Here is a 21,001-nt window from a genome sequence, read left to right on the forward strand (position 1 = left end):
GGCATCACGCCTGCCATGAAGTTGGCGATGGCCACTTAGCTCCACTTCTGGCGACCGCTAGAAGTGGGGGGATTACCCGGTACCGGTGGCCGATGCGCTGGGCTGGCGCAGCTCGATGGTGGTGTGGGTGTTGCCGGCGCTGCTGGCACTGGTGGCCTGGGCCATGGTGCACACCAACCACCGCCGTCTCCGCGCGACCGGACCGGCGCCGGTCACCCCCACTCCCGAAGCCGAGGGCCGCGTGGCACGCACCGCCCTGGGCTGGAGCATGGCGGTGACCTTCGGCATGACCTCGCTGGTCACCTATTCGATGTTCACCTGGTTGCCAACGCTGCTGCGCGAAGCCGGCGCCTCGCCCGCGTTCGGCGGCACCATGGTGGCGTTGTTCGCCGCACTGGGCATGGTCGGTGCCTTGACCATGCCGGCGCTGGCGGTGCGCATGCGCAACCCGTTTCCGATCGTGCTGCTGTGCGCGGCCTGCCATCTGGTCGCGTTCGCCGGGCTGTGGTGGGCGCCATTGGCCGCGCCGATCCTGTGGGTGACCCTGCTCGGCCTGGGGCCGAGCACGTTTCCGTTGGCATTGGTGCTGGTCAACCAGCGCAGCCGCACCGCGGCCGGCTCGGCAGCCCTGTCCGGGTTCTCGCAGGGCATGGGCTATGCGATGAGCTGCCTGGGGCCGTTCCTGTTCGGCTGGCTGCACGCCCACCACGGCGGCTGGACCTCGCCATTCGTCTTCCTGGTGATCTGCATCCTGCTGCAACTGGCGGCAGCCTGGGTGGCCTGCCGCCCGCAGCTGCTGGAAGACGTCTGGGCACCGGCGCCGCGCGGCGCCGGCGTGGTCAACGTACCGGCAGACTGATGTAGCTGGGCTGCTCCGGGGTCACGTAGACGCGCTGGGTGGCCTTTTGATAATCGCCGGGCCTGGCGAAGAAGATGTTGTCCACGTAGGTCTGCGGGTTGCGGTCGTACAGCGGAAACAGGCTGGACTGCACCTGCACCATCACCCGGTGGCCCGGCTGGAAGGTGTGGTTGGCAGTCGGCAGGCCGAACTGGAACCCCAGCGGCTGATTGGACGCCAGCGGCTTGGGCGTGCTGAAACTCTCGCGATAGCGGCCACGGAAGATCGCCAGCGACACCGGCAATTCGTAACCGCCCATCTTCGGACTGGACGCCATCTCGTCCGGATAGACATCGATCAGTTTCACCACCCAGTCGCTGTCGCTGCCGCTGGTGGAGGCCTGCAGATGCACTTCCGGTGCGCCGGCGATCTGCAGGGGTTCGGTCAGTGGTTCGGTGACGAAGGTCAGCACGTCCGGGCGACCGTCGACGAAGCGCTGGTCCTGCACCAGCCAGGTGGTCCACATGCTGCGATCGCCGAAGTCCACCGGGCGCGGCACGAACGGCACCGGCTTGGCCGGGTCGGCCACGTATTCCTCGAAGCCCGGCTGCCCCGCCGCCGGCCGCTGGAACGACAGCTTGCCGCCGGCCTGCAGGTACAGCGGCTTGCTGGTCGCGGCACAGCCCTTGGCGCAGCTGCGCGGCCAGGCCTGCAGACGGTCCCAGTGATTCTCTCCGGTGTTGTAGATGAACACCGGCGGCGTGCTCGCCTTGGGTGCGCCATCGACCAGGTATTGATCGAAGAACGGGCGCAGCACGTCGTGACGGAACTGGCGCGCGGTATCGCCGTCGAAATTCAATGCGCCCAACGCGCTGCCGTCGTAGTTGACCTGGCTGTGCCGCCACGGGCCCATCACCAGGTAGTTGAGCGTATTGCCCTTGTCGCGCGGTTCCATCGCCGCGTAGCTATGAATCGCGCCCCACATGTCCTCCTGGTCCCATAGCCCCTGCAGCCACATGGTCGGCACCTTGAGCGGAGTGCGCGCCATCACCTTGTCCAGCGCCTGCTCCTGCCAGAACGTGTCGTAGGCGGCGTGTTCGGTGAGCTTGTGCCACCACGGCAGCTGCTCCAGGCCGGCGGCCTTGGCGAAATCGCCCGCCGAGCCGGCGCGCAGCAGGTTGCTGTAGTCGTCATGGCCCTGGCGCGCGATGCCGATGCCCTTGCCGCGCTGGGTGAGCTGGCCGGTGAAATAGTCGAAGTTGACCTGGCGGAACGCACCATAGTTGAACCAGTCGTCGCCCATCCAGCCGTCGATCATCGGGCTTTCCGGCACTGCGACCTTGAGCGCCGGATGCGGGTTGGTCAACGCCATCACCACGGTGAAGCCTTCGTAGGACGAGCCGATCATGCCGACCTTGCCGTTGGACTCGGTGACGTTTTTCACCAGCCAGTCGATGGTGTCCCAGGCATCGGTGGCATGGTCCACCTCGCTGGGATTGAGCGCACCGCGCAGCGGCCGGGTCATCACGTAATCGCCTTCCGAGCCGTACTTGCCGCGCACGTCCTGGATCACGCGGATGTAGCCGCCTTCCACGAACACGTCATCGCCCTGTGCGAGCAGGTCCTTCATATGCGGCGAGGCCATGCGCTCGGTGCGCCCGCTGGCGTTGTACGGCGTGCGTGTCAGCACCATCGGTGCGTTGCGTGCGCCCTTGGGCAGCACGATCACCGTATGCAACTTGACCCCGTCGCGCATCGGGATCATCACCTCGCGCTTGATGTAGTCGTTGGCGGCATCGCTGGCCACGAACGGCTTGCCGGTGATGTCCGGCGTCATTGGCGAGGTTTGCGCCAGCGCGCCGCCGGTGGCGGCGGCAATGGCGGCGGCAATGGCGGCGGCAATGGCGGTGGCGAGCAGGCAGGCGGCAAAACGGCGCATCGACGACTCCGGAACGTGCGGGGGCAGTCCTCGACTGTAGGCAGGACGCGGCCTGCCGGGGGAGTGTCAAAGGTCGTGGTTGGCGGGATGGGAACACGCGGGCCAACCGCAAGGCGCGGCCCCGGCATCTGAACCAACGGAGTCCATGTATCGCTCAGCTGGCAGGCGCGAAGGCCTGGCGAGAACAATGACCAGCGCATCACTGCCGCCAAGTCGCGCGCGATCACACCCAACGATCAGCAGCGAATTATTTTCCATTGCTCGCGCATCGCGTGCTAGAGGCGTTGCTGATATCCACGATTCGCACGCAAGTCGATCGCTTCGCGCTTCCATTTTTCGAAAGGGATGTTCCCGCACATGATGGAGCGGCCTTTAACAATCAGGTGCTCATCCATGGGTATTTGCGGTTCCGTCGATCGTGTCCAGTAGGGAAGATTCACATATACCGAAAGTTCTCCGGCCCAGCAGCCGCCAGCGGGCAGCACTCCACAGCGTGTCAACAGCCCCGACCACGCAGATGGCGTGCTGGCAGGACTGAGCAGCGTGAGCCATCGCAGGAGTGCGAGCAGATCGCGACAGCGCTCCCTCTCGCCGAGCCTTAGGGCTGTCAGCGAGGTCATGCAGTCCGTCAGGGCCGAGTACTACAAAGCGCCCCGCTTGAAATCGAGCAACAAAAAGAGAAACGCTGGCTTTGAGGACGCCGTTCGAATCCACAATGCGACTGCAGAGATCGCCCGGATGCGACAGCAGGTGGATAACCTGGAAGAGGATGTGGTGGATGGGAACGCGCACAACTGCGGTGAGCTGGCTACCCTGGCCGTCCACTATTTGCAGCAAGATCACAACCAGATCGCACGCCTTGCTTTCTTCAATGGAACAGCGCACACCGCCGCGATCGTCGGCCCAGTGCCGCGCGCAGGCACCTTGCCTTCGGACATGACAGATTGGGACGCGGACATCTATGTCTGCGACCCCTGGTGCAATATCGCCTGCAGGGCAAACGACTATCCCGCCGAATTCAAAGAAAAGATGGAAAAGTGGGAACGCGCGGGGAAACAGGTGTGGCTGTCAGGAACTGGCTTCGTTTCCCCAACAAGCGATGAATGGATGAGCACGGTGCTTGGAGGAGAAAAGAGGGCCACGTGATCGAGTCGATGTCGGCCAGTGGCGCTGCAATGCACAGCGCCACAGGACTGAGCCGGCAACGCATGCCACTTCAATGGCGTACCTGGCCCTCGCCACGCACCACGAAGCGCTCCACGGTGAGCGCTTCCAGGCCCATCGGGCCGTAGGAATGCAGGCGCGTGGTGGAGATGCCGATCTCCGCACCCAGGCCGAGCTCGCCGCCGTCGGAGAAGCGCGAGGACGCATTGACCATCACCACGGCCGAGCGCAGCGACTGCACGAACTGCTCGGCATTGGCGGCGTCCCGGGTGGCGATCACCTCGGTGTGGTCCGAACCGTACTGGCGGATATGCGCCAGCGCGGTGTCCAGATCCGGCACCACGCGGATGGCCAGGATCAGGTCGAGGAATTCGGCGGCGTAATCCTCGTCGCTGGCTGCGCCAATATCCGGCAACAGTGCGCGCGTTGCCGCATCGCCACGCAGCTCCACGTTACGGTCGCGCAGGGCCTGCGCGGCCGCCGGCAGGAAACGCGCGGCAATGTCGGCATGCACCAGCAAGGTCTCCAGCGCATTGCAGGCCGATGGCCGGCTGGCCTTGCCATCGACCAATAGACGCACGGCCAGATCCACGTCCGCCGATGCATCCACGAACAGATGGCATACGCCCTTGTAATGCTTGATCACCGGCACGCGCGCATGCTCGGCGACGAAGCGGATCAGTCCTTCGCCACCACGCGGAATCGCCAGATCGACGATATCGCTGAGTTGCAGCAGCTCCAGCATGGTCTCGCGCCGCAGATCCTCCACCAGGGTCAATGCCGCTTCCGGCACGCCGGCCTCGCGCAAGGCGCGCTGCAGGGCGCGCGCAATCGCGGTATTGGAGTGGATCGCTTCCGAACCGCCCCGCAGGATCACGCCGTTGCCGGCCTTGATGCACAGCGCTGCCGCATCGGCAGTCACATTCGGGCGTGCTTCGTAGATCATCGCGATCACCCCCAGCGGCACGCGCACCTTCTGCACGACGATGCCATTGGGGCGGACGTCCTCGCGCGTGACCTGCCCGACCGGATCGGGCAATTGCGCAACCTCGCGCAAGGCTGCGGCGATGCCGGCCAGACGCCTGTCGTCCAGTGCCAGCCGGTCGAGCATGGCCGTGCCGGTGCCCTTGGCGCGGGCGGCTTCAAGATCGCGCGCGTTGGCGGCAAGGATCGATGCGGCATCGGCTTCCAGCGCGGCAGCCATCGCCTCCAACAAGGCCTGCTTGGCCTGCGCGGAAAGTTGCGACAGCACTTGCGCCGCATCACGGCATTGCAGGGCGAGGGATTTGATGGTCATTGGAGGGCCGGGATTGGGGAGTCGAGATTGGGGATTGGGATTGGCAAAAGCGGACGACACCGTTTTAGCACCACAAGGGAATCAGTCGTAGGGACACGGAGGCGAGGTTCGAGAAACGCGGCGCACATGCGTTTGCCAATCCCCAATCCCGATTCCCCAATCCCCGCTACAAAAGCACCAGATCATCGCGATGCACCACATTCTCGCCATAGCTGTAACCGAGCACGGGCTCGATCTCGCGCGAGTGGCGGCGTGCGATACGGCGGATATCCACGGCCGAGTACTGGCTGACACCGCGTGCCAGGCAGCGCTCCCCGGTGTCGTCGCGCAGGCGGATCTCCACCATGTCGCCACGCCGGAAGTCGCCGTGCGCACCGGCCACACCGCCCGGCAGCAGCGAGGCGCCCTTGTCGGTCAGTGCGGCAGCGGCACCGGCATCGATCAGGATCGCGCCCGCTTCCACCGGTGCGTGACGCAGCCAGTACTTGCGGGCGGCAATGCGCGTGCGCGCGGCATGGATACGCGTGCCGTGCAGGCGATCCTGCGCCAGGGCGCGCACCACATCGCCGTTGCGGCCGTTGAACAGATAGGTTTCGATGCCGGCCGCGCCGGCCTTTGCGGCGGCTTCCAGCTTGGTGCGCATGCCGCCGGTGCCCACGCTGCTGCCGCTGCCGCCGGCCATCGCCAGCACCTCGGCAGTGAGTTCGGGCACCTCGTCGAGCGGCCGCGCCAGCGGATTGCTGCGCGGGTCGGCGCTGTACAACCCGTCGATATCGGTGGCGATGAACAAGGCATCGGCATCGACCAGGGCCGCGACGATCGCGGCCAGGTTGTCGTTGTCACCCAGCTTGAGCTCGTCCACCGACACGGTGTCGTTTTCGTTGATCACCGGCAACGCGCCCAGCCGCAACAGCTCGCCCAGGGTGGCGCGTGCGTTGAGATAGCGGCGGCGGTTACGCAGGTCGTCGTGGGTGAGCAACACCTGCGCTACCGGGCGCTCGAAAAAGCGCTGCCAGAGCGCGATCAACTGCGCCTGCCCGAGCGCAGCCAGCGCCTGGCGCGCGGCGATCGGTGCGCCGGCCTCGGCCGCCTTGGGCAGGATCGCCCGGCCGGCCGCCACCGCGCCCGACGACACGATCACCAGCTCGCGCCCCGCCATCAGGTTGGCCGAGACGAACTGCGCCAGGCCCAATGCGAACCGTGGCGACAAGCCACCGCCATCGGCGGCCAGCAGGCTGCTGCCGACCTTGAGCACTGCGCGTCGCCACGGCGGCAGCGCCTGCTCGGTAAACGACGCAGCAGTGGCGATGGGCGTGCTCATGGCGACGATCTGCTCAGTGCGTGTTCCACTCATGGACGGTCAGCGTGGAGGCATCGCGCAGCGCCAATGGGTCGCGCGCGACGATCTGCTGCGCGTCCTCCAGGCTGGCGACGTTGATCAACACGTACGCGCCGCCGCTGCCATCGCTGAAGCCGCCGGTCAGTTCCAGCTGCCCGGCCGCACGCAGCGTGTCGAGAAATGCGCGATGCGGCTGCACCACGTCGGCCGGGAAGTCCGGCTTGCGCATCGCCAATACAAGATAGCGCGTCGCCATCAGCCGGCCTCCTTGTCGGGTGTTGCTTCGCTACGGCCGAACGGCGTGGAAATCACCAGAAAGCGCGCTTCCCTCTCGGACAGGTTGTGCATCTGGTGGGTGGAACCGGGCGGCACATGCAGGCCCTGCCCCGCGCGCAGCACATGCTGCTCGCCGTCCAGCTGCAGCATCACCTCGCCGGCCAGCACATAGAAGAAATGCCGTGCGCGGCTGTGCCGATGGCGCAGTTCGGCAGCGCCCGGCGGCATGCGTTCTTCCAGCACGCTCAGGTTGGGGTCGCGCAACAGGTGCCAGCCGTCGCTGGCTTCGCCCCAGGGGTAATGCTCGGCGGTGTCGGTGCTGATCACGGCCATCAGACCAGCGCCTGCCAACGGGCACGCAACACATCCAGCTGCAGATCTGCGGCGGCACCTGGCGAGACGCGGGCGGCCAGGCTGCCTTCCGGCGTGCGCCCCTGCCCTGCAGTGTCGGCCGATTCCGCGGCCGCTTTGTAGGCCTCGCGGAACGGCACACCGGCAACGGCCGCTTCCACCGCCACATCGGTGGCGTACATGCCCGAATCGATCGCCGCACGCAGCTTGTCCGGGCGCCATTCCAGATTGGCCAGCAGGGCCGGCAGCAGTTCCAGCGCCGCCAGGCCGCGCCCGAAGCCGTGCACGATGGCGCCCTTGCTGCTCTGCAGATCGCGGTGATAACCCGACGGCAGCGACAGCAGCTGTTCGATCTCGGTGCGCGCCGCGGCCACGCTGGCGTGGGTGGCGCGCATCAGTTCGATCACGTCGGGGTTGCGCTTGTTCGGCATGATCGAGCTGCCGGTGGTGTATTGCGCCGGCAACGCGACGAAGGCGAACTCGCCGCTGGTGAACAACGACAGGTCCCAGGCAATCCGGCGCAGGTCCAGCGTTGCGCTGCCAAGCGCCTCGAGCGCGGCCAATTCGTACTTGCCACGCGAGAGCTGCGCATAGATCGGCGAGACCTGCAGGCGTGCAAAGCCCAGCTCGGCAGTGGTGTGTGCACGGTCCAGCGGCAGGTTGACGCCGTAACCGGCTGCGGTGCCGAGCGGATTGCTATCCACCAGACGCAGGGTGTCGGTCGCACGCACCGCATTGTCGATAAAGGCCTCGGCCCAGCCCGCCCACCACATGCCGGCCGAGGACACCACCGCGCGCTGGATGTGTGTATAGCCCGGCACCGGCAACGCGGCTTCCGCCTGCGCACGGTCCAGTGCCACCTTGGCGATCTCCGCGCCGAGCTCGGCCACGCGTTGCAACTTGTCCTTCAACCACAGGCGGGTGGCGACCAGGATCTGGTCGTTACGGCTGCGCCCGGTGTGGATCTTGCGGCCGGCATCGCCCAGCCGCTCGGTCAGGCGCGCTTCGATCGCCGAATGGCAGTCCTCGTAGCGCTCGTCCAGCACGAACGCACCGCTGCGGAAATCGGCAGCCAGCAGGTCGAGCTGCTCGCTCAGCCCGCCCAGCTCCTGCAGCGACAGGATGCCGATGTGCTGCAGCCCCTGCGCATGCGCCTTGCTGGCGGCGATGTCGTACAGGAAGAACTCGCGGTCCAGGATGACGTCGTCGCCGGCCAGGAAACTCTGGATCTTGGCGTCCACCGCCACGCCGGGTTTTTGCCACAACAGATTGGTCATCGTAAAGCGTCTCAAGTAAGTCGTCCAGTTAAACCCCCGCACATGGAGGTGCGGGCTGCTGCGAGGGAGTCGCATCTCTGAATCCCCGCACAAGGATGTGCGGGCTCTTGCGAGGGACTCGCATCTTCGAATCCCCGCACATGGATGTGCGGGCTCTTGCGAGGGACTCGCATCATCAACCAATCGCAGTCAATTCGTCCCAGCCCAACGCCAGGTTGAGATTCTGCATCGCCTGCGTCGCCGCGCCCTTGAGCAGGTTGTCAAGCGTAGCCACCACCACCACCCGCTTGTTGCCCGGCGCCAGCGTCACGCCGCCGATCTGCACGCCATGTCTGCCGGCGATGCGGCTGACCCACGGCGCTTCATCGACGATCTCGATCAGCGGCTCGTCGGCGTAACGCTGCGTGTAGCGCGCCTGGATCTGCTCGCGTGTCAGCGGCTGCTGCAGCCACAGGTTAACGGTCATGGTGATGCCGCGGAAATGCGGCGCCACATGCGGCATGAACTCCACCGGCACGCCGAGCTGCGCAGAGACTTCGCGCTCGTGCATGTGGTTGGTCAGCGCATACGGCATCAGGTTATCGGCCAGCAGCTCGGGGTTGTTCTTGTCCGACGGCGTGGTGCCCGCACCCGAATAGCCGGACACGCCGAAACACTGCGGCGGGCCGGCCAGTTGGTCGAGCAAAGGGGCGATCGTCAGCTGCATCGCGGTGGCATAGCAACCCGGGTTGCTGATGCGCTTCTGCCCGGCGTAGCTGCCGCGCGTCAGCTCCGGCAACCCGTAATACCAGGCCGGATCGAAGCGGTAATCGGCCGACAGATCGATCAGCAGTGTCTGCGGCCTGGCCGCATCGATCGCCGCGACGAAGGGCTCGGCCTTGCCGTTGGGCAATGCCAGGATCACCACGTCGGCGGCCTTGGCGGCCACCGCGTCGGCATCCAGGCTCTCGTAGCGCAATTCGCCACGATAGGCAGCGTTGTGGTCGGCCACCGGCTGCCCGGCCAGTTCGCGCGAGGACACGAACACCAGCTGCAGATGCGGGTGTGCCACCACCAGCTTGATCAATTCCGATCCGGTATGCCCGCGGGCACCGACGATGCCGATGGTCGTTGCTTGAACAGTCATGCGTTTGCTTCCAGGCGGAACTGCAGGTGGCGTTTGACCCCGGCCCATTCCGTATCGATGATGGAGAACACCACGGTGTCGCGCGGTGTGCCGTCAGGGTGACGGGTGTGATTGCGCAGCACGCCGTCCTGCTTTGCACCGAGCCGCGCAATCGCCGCACGCGAGGTGTGATTGAACCAGCTGGTCTCGAACACCACGCTCAGGCAGCCCAGCGTTTCGAAGGCGTGTTGCAACAGCATCCGCTTGGTGTCGGTATTGACGCCGCTGCGCTGCACGCGCGGCGCGTACCAGGTGTAGCCGATCGACAGCTTGGGCACTGTCGCATCCAGCCCGTAATAACGCGTGCAGCCGACGATCTCACCGGCCGCATCGCGTACCACGTAAGGCAGCACCCGCCCGTCGGCTTGCGCATCCAAGGCCGCGCCCACGTAGTCGTCCACCTGCGCCGGTGCCGGCACGCCGGTGTACCACAGCCGCGACAAGGCCCCATCTCCCAGCGCGCCGCGCAGACCATCGGCATGCGCAGCCTGCAATGGTTCCAGTGTTGCGTGTTGCCCGCGTAGCGTGGGCAGCTCGCGCCAAAGCGATGGCAATGCGACGGGCGCCATCGTACTCAGCCCAGCAGCGTCGGCTGGCGCGTCGCACAATGCGCCACGCAATGCTGGATCTGCTCGAAGGTCTCCAGCCCGTACCAGAACACCTTCCACTTCTCCTGCTTGATGCAGCCGTCGGACTCGGCGTAGTAGAAGATGTTGACCTGGTTGTTGTGCCGCGAGCGCCAGAACAGTTGCGGGGTTTCCTCGCGCATCACGTTCCACACCGCACGGCCCAGGCCTTCACCCTGCGCATCGTCGAGCACGGCGAACTTGTCCAGGTAGATCAACGCGCTTGCACCCAGCATGCCCTCATCGGTGAGGATCACCGCCGCGCGATAGTTCTCGCTGACGTAGGCACGCAGCAACCTGGTGCTGCTGAAGTACTCGGGCACCAGCGTGCGGCCGAAGCTGGATTCGATCAGGGTCTTGAGCCGCGGCAGGTCCAGTTCGTCCCAGGAGGTCGCGCGCAACACGCGCTCGCCGCGCCGCACCAGCGTGCCCGAACCCTTGTGCGTGAACAGCTCCTTGGCCAGATCCGCCGGCCGGGTGATCGACACCGACGATTCCAGCGGCAGGCGATCGAGCAGGTCCTTGATCTGTTCGATCTTGACCCGCATGCCGCCGTTGATCCACGGCTGCTGCATCAGGTGATCGAACTCGGTGGACAGGTTGATCGAATCGATCACCTTGCCATCGGCATCCAGCAGACCGCCGGTGCCGGTGAGGAAGATGATCTTGTACGGCTGCAGCTCCTGCACCAGTTCGTTGGCGGCAAAATCCGCGTTGATGTTGAGGATCTGCCCGCTCGGCGTCTCGCCCAGGCTGGTGATCACCGGAATCGAGCCGGCCTGCAGGCTGGCTTCGATCGGCGCCAGGTTCACCGCCTTGACCTCGCCGACCAGGCCATAGGTGTCGCGATCCAGATACTGCGCTTCGAACACGCCGCCGGTGATCGAGGTCGCACGCGCGCCATTCTGCTGCAGCGCTTCCACCAGCTTGAGGTTGGAGGCCTGGAACACCTTGCGCACGATCGCCAGCGCTTCGGGCGAGGTCACCCGCAAGCCGTTGACGGTCTGTTTTTCGATGCCCGCTGCAGACAGCTCCGCATCCAGCTGCGGGCCGGCGCCATGCAGCACGATCGGGGTCAGGCCCACTTCCTGCAGGAACGACAGCGACGAGGTCAGCGCGTCCAGGTCGTCGCGCAGTACCGCGCCGCCCACCTTGACCACCGCAAAGCGTTTGGCATCCAGCTGCGAGAAACGCTTGAGGTACTGGCTGATTTCCTTGGCGCTGGCCATGCTCGAAAGCAGGCGCACGATGGTCTGACGGGTCTGTTTGTGAGGCTGTGCGGAGAGGGACATTGCCGTGATCGAAGAGAGGAATGGCCGCGCCAGGCGCGGAACGCGGCTTCAGTTGCAGCCGTTGATGATGCGATGGACCGACTCGGCGTAACGCTGCAACTGCGCAAACGTCACGAATTCGTCGGCGGTGTGCGCCTGGGCGATATCGCCCGGTCCGTACACCAGTGCGGTATAGCCACCGGCCGAGAACAGCGAGGCCTCGGTCCAGAAATCCACTGCATTGCCGATCGGCAGGTCCAGCGCATCGGCGACATCGCGTGCGGCCAGGCGGCGCTCTTCTGCACGCGCGATGTCACCCGACGGCAGGCTCGGCCCGCGGAAGGTTTCTTCGAAATGCGCCGCGAGCGGATCGGCGAAGCCGGCAAACGTGGCCAGCAAGCCATCCACGTCCATCGACGGCAGCGGACGAAAGCCGAAACGCAGCTCGGCCGCCGGCGCGATCATGTTTGCCTTGATGCCGCCCTCGACCCGACCGATGTTGAAGCGCAGGCCGGTCAGGCCGCCGAAGCGCGCATGCGCCAGCGACTCGACATGGTCCAGCGCCCTGCCGCCCCAGCGCATCGCCTGGTGCAGCGCACTGGCGGATGGATCCTGCTTGCCCGACGCATGCCCGGCACGCCCGGCAAACCGCATCAGCACCGAGCTGATGCCGCGATGCGCCAGCACCGCCTCGCTCATGGTCGGCTCGGCGACCAGCACGGCCTCATACGGGACGCCGCGCGCCAGGAACGCGGCGATGCAGCGCGGGTCGTTGGCTTCCTCGTCGGAAGAAAACAGGAAAGCCGCATCGCCCTGCCCGGCATTGGCCGCCGCCACCAGCGCCGCTGCCGCACCCTTGATGTCGCAGACGCCCAGGCCGATCACGCGATCGTCGGTACGCCGCATCACGTGCGGATCGGCGCTCCAGTGCGGCGAATCCGGCACCGTGTCCAGATGCACGTTGAACAGGTAGCTGGGCGTGCCGCGCACCGCATACAGGCTCACCGCACCGGCACCGTGGTCGATCACCTCGACCTGGAAACCGGGCAGCTGCGCGCGCAGATAATCGAAGATGCCGCCCTCGGCAGCGATCGCCCGCGGCGGATTGCGGGTGTCGAAGGACACCAGCTGTTCCAGATGCGTCAGTGTGTTGTCGAGCAGTGTGGTCATTGATCACGTCTTGATTGCGTCGGCCAGAGGGTGGTCGGTCTTTCTAACGCCCCTCTGGCCCTTCCCCCGCCTGCGGGGGAAGGTGCCCAACAGGGCGGATGGGGGCATGCGGCAGGTCGCTCTCATCCGGCGCGATGCGCCAGCTTCTCCCGCACGCGGGAGAAGCAAGATGCCGGCTGCCTGCGGAGCGGTCGCCTCAGCGATTCACCTGCGCATACAGCGTCGAGCTCATCCCGAACAGCTTGATGAAGCCTTCCGCCTCTTCCACGCCCCAGTCGGCCGACTGCGCATAGGTCGCGCCCTTGGTGTTGAGCAGATGCGGCGAACGCACCGCCACCGCATCGACGCGGCCACCGCGGGTTTCCAGCGTGACCTCGCCGTTGACCTTGGACTGCGACGACTTCAAAAACGCCTCGATATCGGTCTTGAGCGGGTCGTGGTAGAAACCTTCGTACACCAGCTCCACCCACTTGCGCGCCACATCCGGCTTGAAGCGGTTCTGCTGCTTGGTCAGCACCGCATCTTCCAGCGCACGGTGCGCGGTCAGCAGCGAAATCAGGCCGGGCGCTTCGAAGACGATGCGGCCCTTCAAACCGATCACGGTGTCGCCGGTGTAGACGCCACGGCCCACGCCGTAGGGTGCGAACAGCTTGTTGAGCTGGGCCAGGATCTGCTCGCCCGGCAGCGCCTTGCCGTTAAGTTCAACGGCCTCGCCTTCGACGAACGTCAAGGTGACCGTCAACGCCTCGACCGGCCACTCGCTGCGCGGCGCGCACCAGCCGCGCGCACCCTCGCCCGGCGCTTCCCAACGGTCGATCTCGCCGCCGGACATGGTCAGCCCGAGCAGGTTCTCGTTGATGGTGTAGGCCTGCTGCTTGGCGCGCACGCCGAAGCCGCGCTCTTCCAGATACTTCTGCTCGTAGGCGCGGGTCTGGGTGTGCTCCTTCTGGATCTCGCGGATCGGCGCCACGATCTGGTAATCGCCCAGTGCCTTGACTGCCAGGTCGAAACGCACCTGGTCGTTGCCCATGCCGGTGCAGCCGTGGGCGATGCTGCGCGTGCCCAGTTCCCCGGCGCGCTTGAGCGCGGCATCGACGATCAGGTAACGGTCGGACACCAGCAACGGGTACTGGCCCTGATAGCCCTCGCCCGCCCACACGAACGGCTTGACGAAGCCCTGCCAGATGGCCGGGCCGCCATCGACGGTGACATGGCTGGCGGCACCGAGTTCGGCCGCGCGCTTTTCGATGAAATCACGCTCCTCGGCATCCACCCCGCCGGTATCGGCAAACACGGTGTGCACCGCATAGCCCTGCGCTTGCAGATACGGAATGCAGAAGCTGGTGTCGAGGCCGCCGGAGAAGGCGAGGACGATGTCCTTCTTTGTGCCGGGATTGGAGAGTGGGGATTCGGGATTGGTGGAAGCGGTCTGCTGCGACATGGGGGTCTCTTTAGAAGTTGACTAGGTTGGGTCGGGAGCCGGGTTCGCGGTTGCGAATCCCACATCCCCAATCACGAATCCCGGCTGCCCTGGCCCACCAGGGCAGCCATGATCGCCTTCTGCACATGCAGGCGGTTCTCGGCCTCGTCGATGGCGATGCAGTTGGGCGAATCCATCACCGCGTCGGTGGCCTTGACGTTGCGACGCAGCGGCAGGCAGTGCGAGAACACGCCGTTGTTGGTCAGCGCCATCTTGCGTTCGTCGACGATGAAGTGCTGGTACTGGTCGCGGATCGGCTTTTCCGGCTCCCAGTTGCCGAAGAACGGCAACGCGCCCCAGCTCTTGGCGTACACCACGTCGGCGCCGGCATAGGCGCTGTCGATGTCGTGGCTGACCTGCAGCGAGCCGCCGCTTTCGGCCACGTTCTGCGCCGCCCAGTCCATGTAGCGCTCGTCCAGGATGTAGTCCGGCGTCGGGCACAGCAGGGTCACGTCCATGCCCATGCGGGTGGCGATGGTCAGCGCGGAATTGGCCACCGCGGTGTTCAACGGCTTGGGATGATAGGTCCAGGTCAGCACGTACTTCTTGCCGCGCAGATCCTGGGTGCCGAAGTGTTCCTGCAACGCCATCGCGTGCGCCAGCTCCTGGCACGGGTGGGTGATGGTCTCCATGTTGATCACCGGCACCGGCGAATACTTGGCAAAGCTCCTGAGCACCTGATCCTCACGGTCCTTGGGCCAGTCGACGAACTTCGGGAACGCGCGCACGCCGATCAGGTCGACGTAACGGCCCAGCACGCGCGCCACTTCGGCGATGTGCTCCTCGGTGTCGCCATCCATCACCGTGCCCAGATTGAACTCGATCGGCCAGGCATCCTTGCCCGGCTGCAACACCACCGCATGCCCGCCCAGCTGGAACGCGCCCAGCTCGAAGCTGGTCCGCGTGCGCATGGACGGGTTGAAGAACACCAGCGCGATCGACCTGCCCTTAAGCTCGCTTCCCAGCTTGTTGCGTTTGAACAACGCGGCCTGGGTCAACAGCGCGTCCAGTTCGGCGCGGCTCCAGTCCTGGGTGTTCAAGAAGTGCTTCAGTGACATCGATCGATCCTTGTGCTGCGTGCATCTGCTGCGTGGTCCGCCAGGAGCGACGGGGTGCGCGACATGCGCGTTTCTTGCGGTTGAAACTTTTGTGACGTCAAAACGAAAAAACCCAGCCTCAGGGCTGGGTTTTCAACAGCGGAACAGCCAAACGCTCCGGTTACCCAGCGAAAATGTGGGATTCCGGTCGGCGGGCACGCGAGGTCATGCCGGAGGCCATCCGGGCGGCGCTGGTGTCGTGCTGAAAGGCGTTTGCGTGCATAGGGCGCGAATCCTCGCATGCATGCGGGTACGGCGCAACCGCTGCGCAACTCAGCGCGGCGGCGCGACGATGGCGTCGGGGATGTAGGGGGTGACCGACACACGGATGCGCAGCCGGTTGCCCGGGTCTTCCGGCAGCCGCGAGCGGTACTTGGTGCCCTTGTAGACGTAGTCCACGTCGAAGGCGATCGGCCGCCGGAACTCGCGCGGCACTTCCACCACCCGGCAGTTGCGCCGCGTGCTGGTCGGCGGCACCGCCATCGGCACGGAGACCGGCTCGGGGCGACGCGAGAACATCTCCTTGACCGAATCCACCATCCGGTTGATGCGGCCTTCGTCCTCGGCCGGCACTACCGGCGCGACTGGCTCGGCCTCGCACTGTTCTTCGATGCGGGTGGCACGCAAGGTCTGGTAGACCGGCTCGACGTTGAGCACCTGCGCGTAATCCAGCTTCACGTTCTCGATCACCACCACCCGGTTCTTGGGATCGGTCTCTGCCGCATGCGCTGACGGTGCCTGCCAGGCGAACATGCACAGCAGCAGGAAGAACGGGGAAGGTCGCATCAGTACCAGGGGGGCGGAGCGAAGCAATACGTAAGTGTATGGAGCTTGCGATCCCTTGGGCTGAACGCAGCCCATCCGGTCACCGGTGCCGCTTGGAGCATACGGCTGGTTCGCCATCCCGCCGCGACCGGCTAGAATCGTCCGGTTATCCTTTTTCAGATGCCGATGAGCCTGCGCCTGCACAACAACCTGACGCGGCGGATCGAGCCGTTCGCACCGCTCGATCCGTCCAGCCCCACCCTGTATGTGTGCGGCCCCACCGTCTACAACTACGCGCATATCGGCAACGCCCGCGGCCCGGTCGTGTTCGATGTACTGGCCGCACTGCTGCGGCGGCGCTTCGGGGCGCTGCGCTACGCGCGCAACATCACCGACGTGGACGACAAGATCAATGCCGCCGCGCAGGCGCAGGGCGTGCCGATCTCGACCATCACCGACCGCTTCGCCGCGATCTATCGCCAGGACATGGCCGCGCTCGGCGTGCTGCCGCCGGACATCGAACCGGAAGCCACTGCGCATATCCCGCAGATCGTGGCGATGATCGAGCAGCTGATCACCAATGGGCATGCCTATGCTGCCGAGGGCCATGTGCTGTTCGCGGTGGCCAGCTTCGCGCACTACGGCAAGCTCTCGCGCCGCGATCCGGACGAGATGCTGGCCGGCGCGCGCGTGGACGTGGCGCCTTACAAGCGCGACCCGGGCGACTTCGTGCTGTGGAAGCCGTCCAGCGACGAGCTGCCCGGCTGGGACTCGCCCTGGGGCCGCGGCCGCCCGGGCTGGCATATCGAATGCTCGGCGATGGCCGCCGCGCACCTGGGCCCGACCATCGACATCCATGCCGGCGGCGTAGACCTGCAGTTCCCGCATCACGAGAATGAGATTGCGCAGAGCGAATGCGCACATGGCGGCGCCACCTTCGCCCGTTTCTGGCTGCACAACGGCATGCTCAATTTCAGCGGCGCCAAGATGAGCAAGTCGCTGGGCAATATCGAGACCGTGCACGACCTGATCGCCAGGCATCCGCCCGAGGCGCTGCGCTACGCGCTGCTGAGCGCGCACTACCGGCAACCGCTGGACTGGTCCGATGGCTTGATCGAACAGGCCAAGAACACGCTGGATCGGTTGTACGGCACCGTGCGCGACCTGGCCGCGGCCGAGCACGCCACAGGGATCGCCCCCGCGCCGCCGGCCACGATTCCCGACGAGGTGGAGGCCGCGCTCGACGACGACCTCAACACCCCGCTCGCGCTGTCGTTCATCGCCAGCATTGCCTCCGAAGCACGCGCGCTGCGCACCCAACTCGCGCATGGCGGCGATGCACCGGCAGGTGTTGCCGCGCTGTCCGGGCTGAAGTCCCGGCTACTCGGCGCAGGCCTGGCACTGGGCTTGCTGCAGCAGGATCCGGCCGCCTGGTTCTCGCGCGGCACCGACGCCGGCGACGATGCGCGCATCACTGCACTGGTCGAAGAACGCAATGCCGCGAAGAGAGCCAGGGATTTTGCCCGCGCCGATGCCATCCGCACCCAGCTGGCCGACGAAGGCATCGTGCTGGAAGACACCCCGCAAGGCGTGCGCTGGAAGCGCGCATGACCCTCCTCCCTTCTCCCTTTGGGGGAAGGTGCCCCGCAGGGGCGGATGAGGGTGCGAGCGCAGCCACATGCATCGCTTTCTTTGAGATGGGCGAAGCCACCCGCATCGAATTCCAGCGAGGCTTCGCCCGTACCCTCATCCCAACCCTGCTCCGCGCCCCGGCCCGCGCTGGCGGCGCGGGCGCTTCAAGGCACGCGCGCCCATGGCGCGCAAACCGCGCCTTCTCGCCCCGGCGGGTGAGGGGCGCCATTGCGGTGTCGCCGGGCAGCGCTATCACCGACCGAATCTGGATTTTTTGATGACCACCACCCCCTTTCCGCTTGAACCCACCGCCGTCGACGCACAGGCCGCCATTGCCGAGGAGTTCTCCTTCTTCGGCGACTGGTCCGAGCGCTACCAGTACCTGATCGACCTGGGCCGCAAGCTGCCCAGCTTCCCCGAACAGTGGAAGACCGAAGAACACCGCCTGCATGGTTGCCAGTCGATGGTGTGGATCGTGCCCGAGGGCAATGCCGAGCGGCTGGACTTCCACGCCGTCAGCGACTCGGCGATCGTCTCCGGGCTGATCTATCTGGCCTTGCGCGTGTACTCCGGGCGTAGCGCGCAGGAGATCCTGGCCACCGAGCCGGACTACATCGCCGGAATCGGGCTGGCCAAGCATCTGTCGCCGACCCGCAGCAACGGCGTGGCCGCAATGCTGGCTTTCATCCGCGACACCGCCCGCGCCCAGCAGTGAGTACGCCGACGCCCTCGCCTGCCGCTTCGCTGCGTACGCTGCTGGCCCACCCCGGGTTCGGCCTAGTGCTGCTGTATCGCGTGGCGGCGATGCTGTCATACCAGATCGTCGCGGTCACGGTCGGCTGGCATATCTACGAGATCACCCGTAATCCGCTCTCGCTCGGGCTGATCGGCCTGGCGGAGATCCTGCCGTTCTTCTGCATCGCGCCGTTTGCCGGCTATCTGGTCGATCATCTGCCGCGCCGACGCCTCGGCATGGTCGCGGTGCTGGGCCTGGTCGCCACCGCGCTGCTGCTGTTGGCGATCACCCACGGCTGGCTGCCGGTGCAAGGCGTGTGGCCGATCTACGCAGCGATCGCACTGACCGGTGCGGCACGCTCGTTCCTGTCGCCGGTCTATAACGCGCTGTTTGCACGTGCGCTGCCGCGCGAGGCCTTCGCCCGTGGCGCCAGCATCGGCAGCGTCACCTTCCAGGCCGGCATGGTGATCGGCCCGGCGCTGTGCGGCGTACTGGTCGGCTGGGGCGGCAAGGGCCTGGCCTATGGCGTGGCCGCCAGCGTGGCGTTGGTGGCGATCCTGGCGCTGGCGCTGTTGCGGGTTAGCGAGCCGGTCAACGCAGGCCCGCGTGCGCCGATCTTCCGCAGCATCGCCGAAGGCGCGCAGTTCGTGCTGTCCAACCAGATCATGCTGGGCGCGATGGCGCTGGACATGTTCTCGGTGCTGCTGGGCGGCGCGGTGTCGATGCTGCCGGCCTTCATCCACGACATCCTGCATTACGGCCCGGAAGGGCTGGGCATCCTGCGCGGCGCCCCGGCGCTGGGCTCGATCGTGGTCGGGGTGTGGCTGGCCCGGCACCCGCTGCAACGCAATGCCGGGCGCATCCTGATGCTGTCGGTGGCCGGCTTCGGGCTGTGCACGATCGCATTCGGCCTGTCGCGGCATTTCTGGCTGTCGGCGGCGATCCTGCTGGTGTACGGCATGTGCGACGGGGTGTCGGTGGTGGTGCGCCAGACCATCCTGCAGCTGGCCACGCCTGATGCGATGCGTGGCCGGGTGTCGTCGATCAACGGCATCTTCATCGGCTCGTCCAACGAACTGGGCGCGTTCTACGACGGGGTGATGGCGCGCCTGGTCGGCCTGGTGCCGGCGGTGGTGATCGGCGGCTGCGTGACCCTGGGCGTGGTCGCCACCACCGCGTGGAAGGCGCCCAAGCTGCGCAAGCTGGATCTGCGCGACCTGCAGTGAGCCCTACAACGAGACAGTGCCGGTTGCCAATGCAGCCGGCACTGTTTCGCTGCCTATGCCTGGCCGGGCACGGTGCGCCCGTACATTTGATCGACATCAGGCAAGCGACGCCAACCAGGCCGCCTGCCATGCGTCAGGCCTGTCGATGCATCGAACGCCATTGCGTGTGCGCGACGCGCACAAAAAACCCCGCACATGGCGGGGTTTTTCAGTCGACGGACAAGGCCTGGACCTTGTCGAACGATCAGTCGCCCTGCTGCTTCTGCAGGTGCTCCCAACGCTCCTGGGCGTCGATGGTGCGCTCGGCGGTCAGACGCGCTTCCAGGCGGTCGATGCCGATCTCTTCGCCGGTGTCCACGCAGTAGCCGTAGTCGCCGTCTTCCAGGCGCTTGAGCGTGCTGTCGATCTTGCCGATCAGCTTGCGGTGACGGTCGCGGGTGCGCAGCTCCAGCGAGTTCTCGGTCTCGCGCGTGGCACGCTCGGCTTCGTCGCCGATGTCGCGCACTTCTTCGCGCAGGTTTTCGATGGTCTGCTTGGACTCTTCGACCAGGTCGTTGCGCCAGCTCTGCAGACGCTGACGGAAGTACTCCTGCTGCAGCTTGCTCATGTACTCCTCATCGGCTGCAGGCTTGTAGCCCTGCGGCAGGATCGGACGACCGGTGGCTTCATCGGTCTTGTACTCGACCACCTTGTACTTGGTCTTGGGGGTCGGGCTGGACGGCTTGGAGGTCACGGCCACGGCCACCTTGCCGACCGGACGGGTCGCGGCGGGCTTGGCGGGGGCTTCGGTTTTGGTTGGCGTTTTTGCTGAAGATTTCGAAACGGGCACGGGATTCTTAGGTGACGGGGTCGCAGGCTTTGCCGGCTTCGCAGGGACGGCCTTGGAGGCCGGTGCGGGCGCGGGCTTTTCAGCCTTGACCGGGACTGACTTGGCCGGAGTCGACTTGGTAGCCGGCTTCGGTACGGACTTGGGCGCCACCGGCTTGGCGGCCGGTTTGGCGGCTGCCGGAGCTGCCTTGTTCGCCGCCGGCTTGGCAGCACTCTTGGCGACAGGAGATTTTACAGGTTTGAGGGCCGCGGGTTTGGACGCTGCGCTCTTGGAGACCGGCGCCGGCTTGGCCGCGGTCTTCGTCGCAGCTGCCTTCTTGGCAACCGGCTGCTTGGCGGACGGCGTCGCCTGCTTGGCGGCCGGTTTTGCAGCGGCGGGCGCCGCTGCCTTCTTCGCAACGGGTCTGGCGGACTTCTTGGCGGCCTCTACGGCCTTTTTTGCAGGTTTTTTAGCAGCCACGAAACGCTCATCCTTGGTTCCCCCGGGGCCCGGGAAAGCGGGCCTTTATAGCTTACCCCACGGA

The 21,001-nt window shown here is 66.0% G+C and carries 18 protein-coding genes and 1 pseudogene; 5 read left to right on the forward strand and 14 right to left on the reverse strand.

Annotated elements, in window-relative coordinates:
• Positions 1 to 79 precede the first annotated feature (79 nt).
• Positions 80 to 859, forward strand: a pseudogene (locus LL972_RS09105) (MFS transporter); the annotation flags it as partial.
• On the opposite strand, the gene LL972_RS09110 reads toward LL972_RS09105, so the two are convergent.
• A complete protein-coding gene (locus LL972_RS09110; protein ID WP_228327319.1) occupies positions 840 to 2,777 on the reverse strand; it encodes a CocE/NonD family hydrolase in 1,938 nt (645 codons plus the stop codon). The pseudogene LL972_RS09105 and the gene LL972_RS09110 overlap by 20 nt on opposite strands.
• Before the next feature lie 657 nt (positions 2,778 to 3,434).
• On the opposite strand from LL972_RS09110, the gene LL972_RS09115 reads away from it, so the two are divergent.
• On the forward strand, positions 3,435 to 3,923 hold the full coding sequence (locus tag LL972_RS09115; protein ID WP_228327320.1) for a hypothetical protein: 489 nt from the start codon (positions 3,435 to 3,437) through the stop codon (positions 3,921 to 3,923).
• 70 nt (positions 3,924 to 3,993) lie between these two features.
• On the opposite strand, the gene LL972_RS09120 is transcribed toward LL972_RS09115, so the two are convergent.
• The 12 genes from LL972_RS09120 to LL972_RS09175 all read right to left on the reverse strand — a co-directional run bounded on the left by LL972_RS09120 (position 3,994) and on the right by LL972_RS09175 (position 16,055).
• Complete coding sequence (locus tag LL972_RS09120) at positions 3,994 to 5,238, reverse strand: glutamate-5-semialdehyde dehydrogenase (protein ID WP_104649010.1); 1,245 nt, start codon at positions 5,236 to 5,238, stop codon at positions 3,994 to 3,996.
• A gap of 166 nt (positions 5,239 to 5,404) precedes the next feature.
• Positions 5,405 to 6,559: a glutamate 5-kinase gene (gene proB, locus LL972_RS09125; protein WP_228327321.1), complete on the reverse strand. Its 1,155-nt coding sequence runs from the start codon at positions 6,557 to 6,559 to the stop codon at positions 5,405 to 5,407.
• Positions 6,560 to 6,572: 13 nt separating this feature from the next.
• Positions 6,573 to 6,833, reverse strand: coding sequence for a YciI family protein (locus LL972_RS09130; RefSeq protein ID WP_039521853.1), 261 nt, complete (start codon positions 6,831 to 6,833; stop codon positions 6,573 to 6,575).
• Complete coding sequence (locus LL972_RS09135) at positions 6,833 to 7,186, reverse strand: cupin domain-containing protein (protein ID WP_228327322.1); 354 nt, start codon at positions 7,184 to 7,186, stop codon at positions 6,833 to 6,835. Before LL972_RS09135 ends, LL972_RS09130 begins: the two co-directional genes overlap by 1 nt.
• Entirely contained in the window at positions 7,186 to 8,481 is a 1,296-nt protein-coding gene (locus LL972_RS09140; RefSeq protein WP_228327323.1) for an argininosuccinate lyase, read from the reverse strand. Before LL972_RS09140 ends, LL972_RS09135 begins: the two co-directional genes overlap by 1 nt.
• 175 nt (positions 8,482 to 8,656) lie before the next feature.
• Positions 8,657 to 9,607, reverse strand: a complete 951-nt coding sequence (gene argC / locus LL972_RS09145; RefSeq protein WP_126941818.1) for an N-acetyl-gamma-glutamyl-phosphate reductase — start codon at positions 9,605 to 9,607, stop codon at positions 8,657 to 8,659.
• Positions 9,604 to 10,215, reverse strand: coding sequence for a GNAT family N-acetyltransferase (locus LL972_RS09150; RefSeq protein WP_126970458.1), 612 nt, complete (start codon positions 10,213 to 10,215; stop codon positions 9,604 to 9,606). The genes argC and LL972_RS09150 overlap by 4 nt, the downstream gene beginning before the upstream one ends.
• 5 nt (positions 10,216 to 10,220) lie before the next feature.
• Complete coding sequence (locus LL972_RS09155; RefSeq protein ID WP_126970460.1) at positions 10,221 to 11,564, reverse strand: acetylglutamate kinase; 1,344 nt, start codon at positions 11,562 to 11,564, stop codon at positions 10,221 to 10,223.
• A gap of 48 nt (positions 11,565 to 11,612) precedes the next feature.
• Positions 11,613 to 12,713: an acetylornithine deacetylase gene (locus tag LL972_RS09160; RefSeq protein WP_228327324.1), complete on the reverse strand. Its 1,101-nt coding sequence runs from the start codon at positions 12,711 to 12,713 to the stop codon at positions 11,613 to 11,615.
• A 196-nt stretch (positions 12,714 to 12,909) separates the two neighbouring features.
• On the reverse strand, positions 12,910 to 14,154 hold the full coding sequence (locus LL972_RS09165) for an argininosuccinate synthase (protein ID WP_228327325.1): 1,245 nt from the start codon (positions 14,152 to 14,154) through the stop codon (positions 12,910 to 12,912).
• A 71-nt stretch (positions 14,155 to 14,225) separates the two neighbouring features.
• Positions 14,226 to 15,251 carry an N-acetylornithine carbamoyltransferase gene (locus tag LL972_RS09170; protein ID WP_228327326.1) on the reverse strand — a complete coding sequence of 342 codons (1,026 nt, stop codon included), beginning with the start codon at positions 15,249 to 15,251 and terminating at the stop codon, positions 14,226 to 14,228.
• A 312-nt stretch (positions 15,252 to 15,563) separates the two neighbouring features.
• Positions 15,564 to 16,055, reverse strand: coding sequence for a hypothetical protein (locus tag LL972_RS09175; RefSeq protein WP_228327379.1), 492 nt, complete (start codon positions 16,053 to 16,055; stop codon positions 15,564 to 15,566).
• A 186-nt stretch (positions 16,056 to 16,241) separates the two neighbouring features.
• On the opposite strand from LL972_RS09175, the gene cysS reads away from it, so the two are divergent.
• From cysS to LL972_RS09190, 3 genes are all read left to right on the forward strand, one after another.
• Positions 16,242 to 17,666, forward strand: coding sequence for a cysteine--tRNA ligase (cysS, locus tag LL972_RS09180; RefSeq protein ID WP_228327327.1), 1,425 nt, complete (start codon positions 16,242 to 16,244; stop codon positions 17,664 to 17,666).
• A 298-nt stretch (positions 17,667 to 17,964) separates the two neighbouring features.
• Complete coding sequence (locus tag LL972_RS09185; RefSeq protein ID WP_016903219.1) at positions 17,965 to 18,402, forward strand: SufE family protein; 438 nt, start codon at positions 17,965 to 17,967, stop codon at positions 18,400 to 18,402.
• A complete protein-coding gene (locus LL972_RS09190; RefSeq protein WP_228327328.1) occupies positions 18,399 to 19,649 on the forward strand; it encodes an MFS transporter in 1,251 nt (416 codons plus the stop codon). Before LL972_RS09185 ends, LL972_RS09190 begins: the two co-directional genes overlap by 4 nt.
• A gap of 244 nt (positions 19,650 to 19,893) precedes the next feature.
• Here the strand turns inward: LL972_RS09190 and dksA are convergent, their stop codons facing one another.
• On the reverse strand, positions 19,894 to 20,937 hold the full coding sequence (gene dksA, locus LL972_RS21700; RefSeq protein ID WP_228327329.1) for an RNA polymerase-binding protein DksA: 1,044 nt from the start codon (positions 20,935 to 20,937) through the stop codon (positions 19,894 to 19,896).
• Positions 20,938 to 21,001 lie beyond the last annotated feature (64 nt).

The sequence above is a fragment of the Xanthomonas campestris pv. asclepiadis genome, assembly GCF_020784175.1.
Taxonomy (GTDB): Bacteria; Pseudomonadota; Gammaproteobacteria; order Xanthomonadales; family Xanthomonadaceae; genus Xanthomonas; species Xanthomonas campestris_D.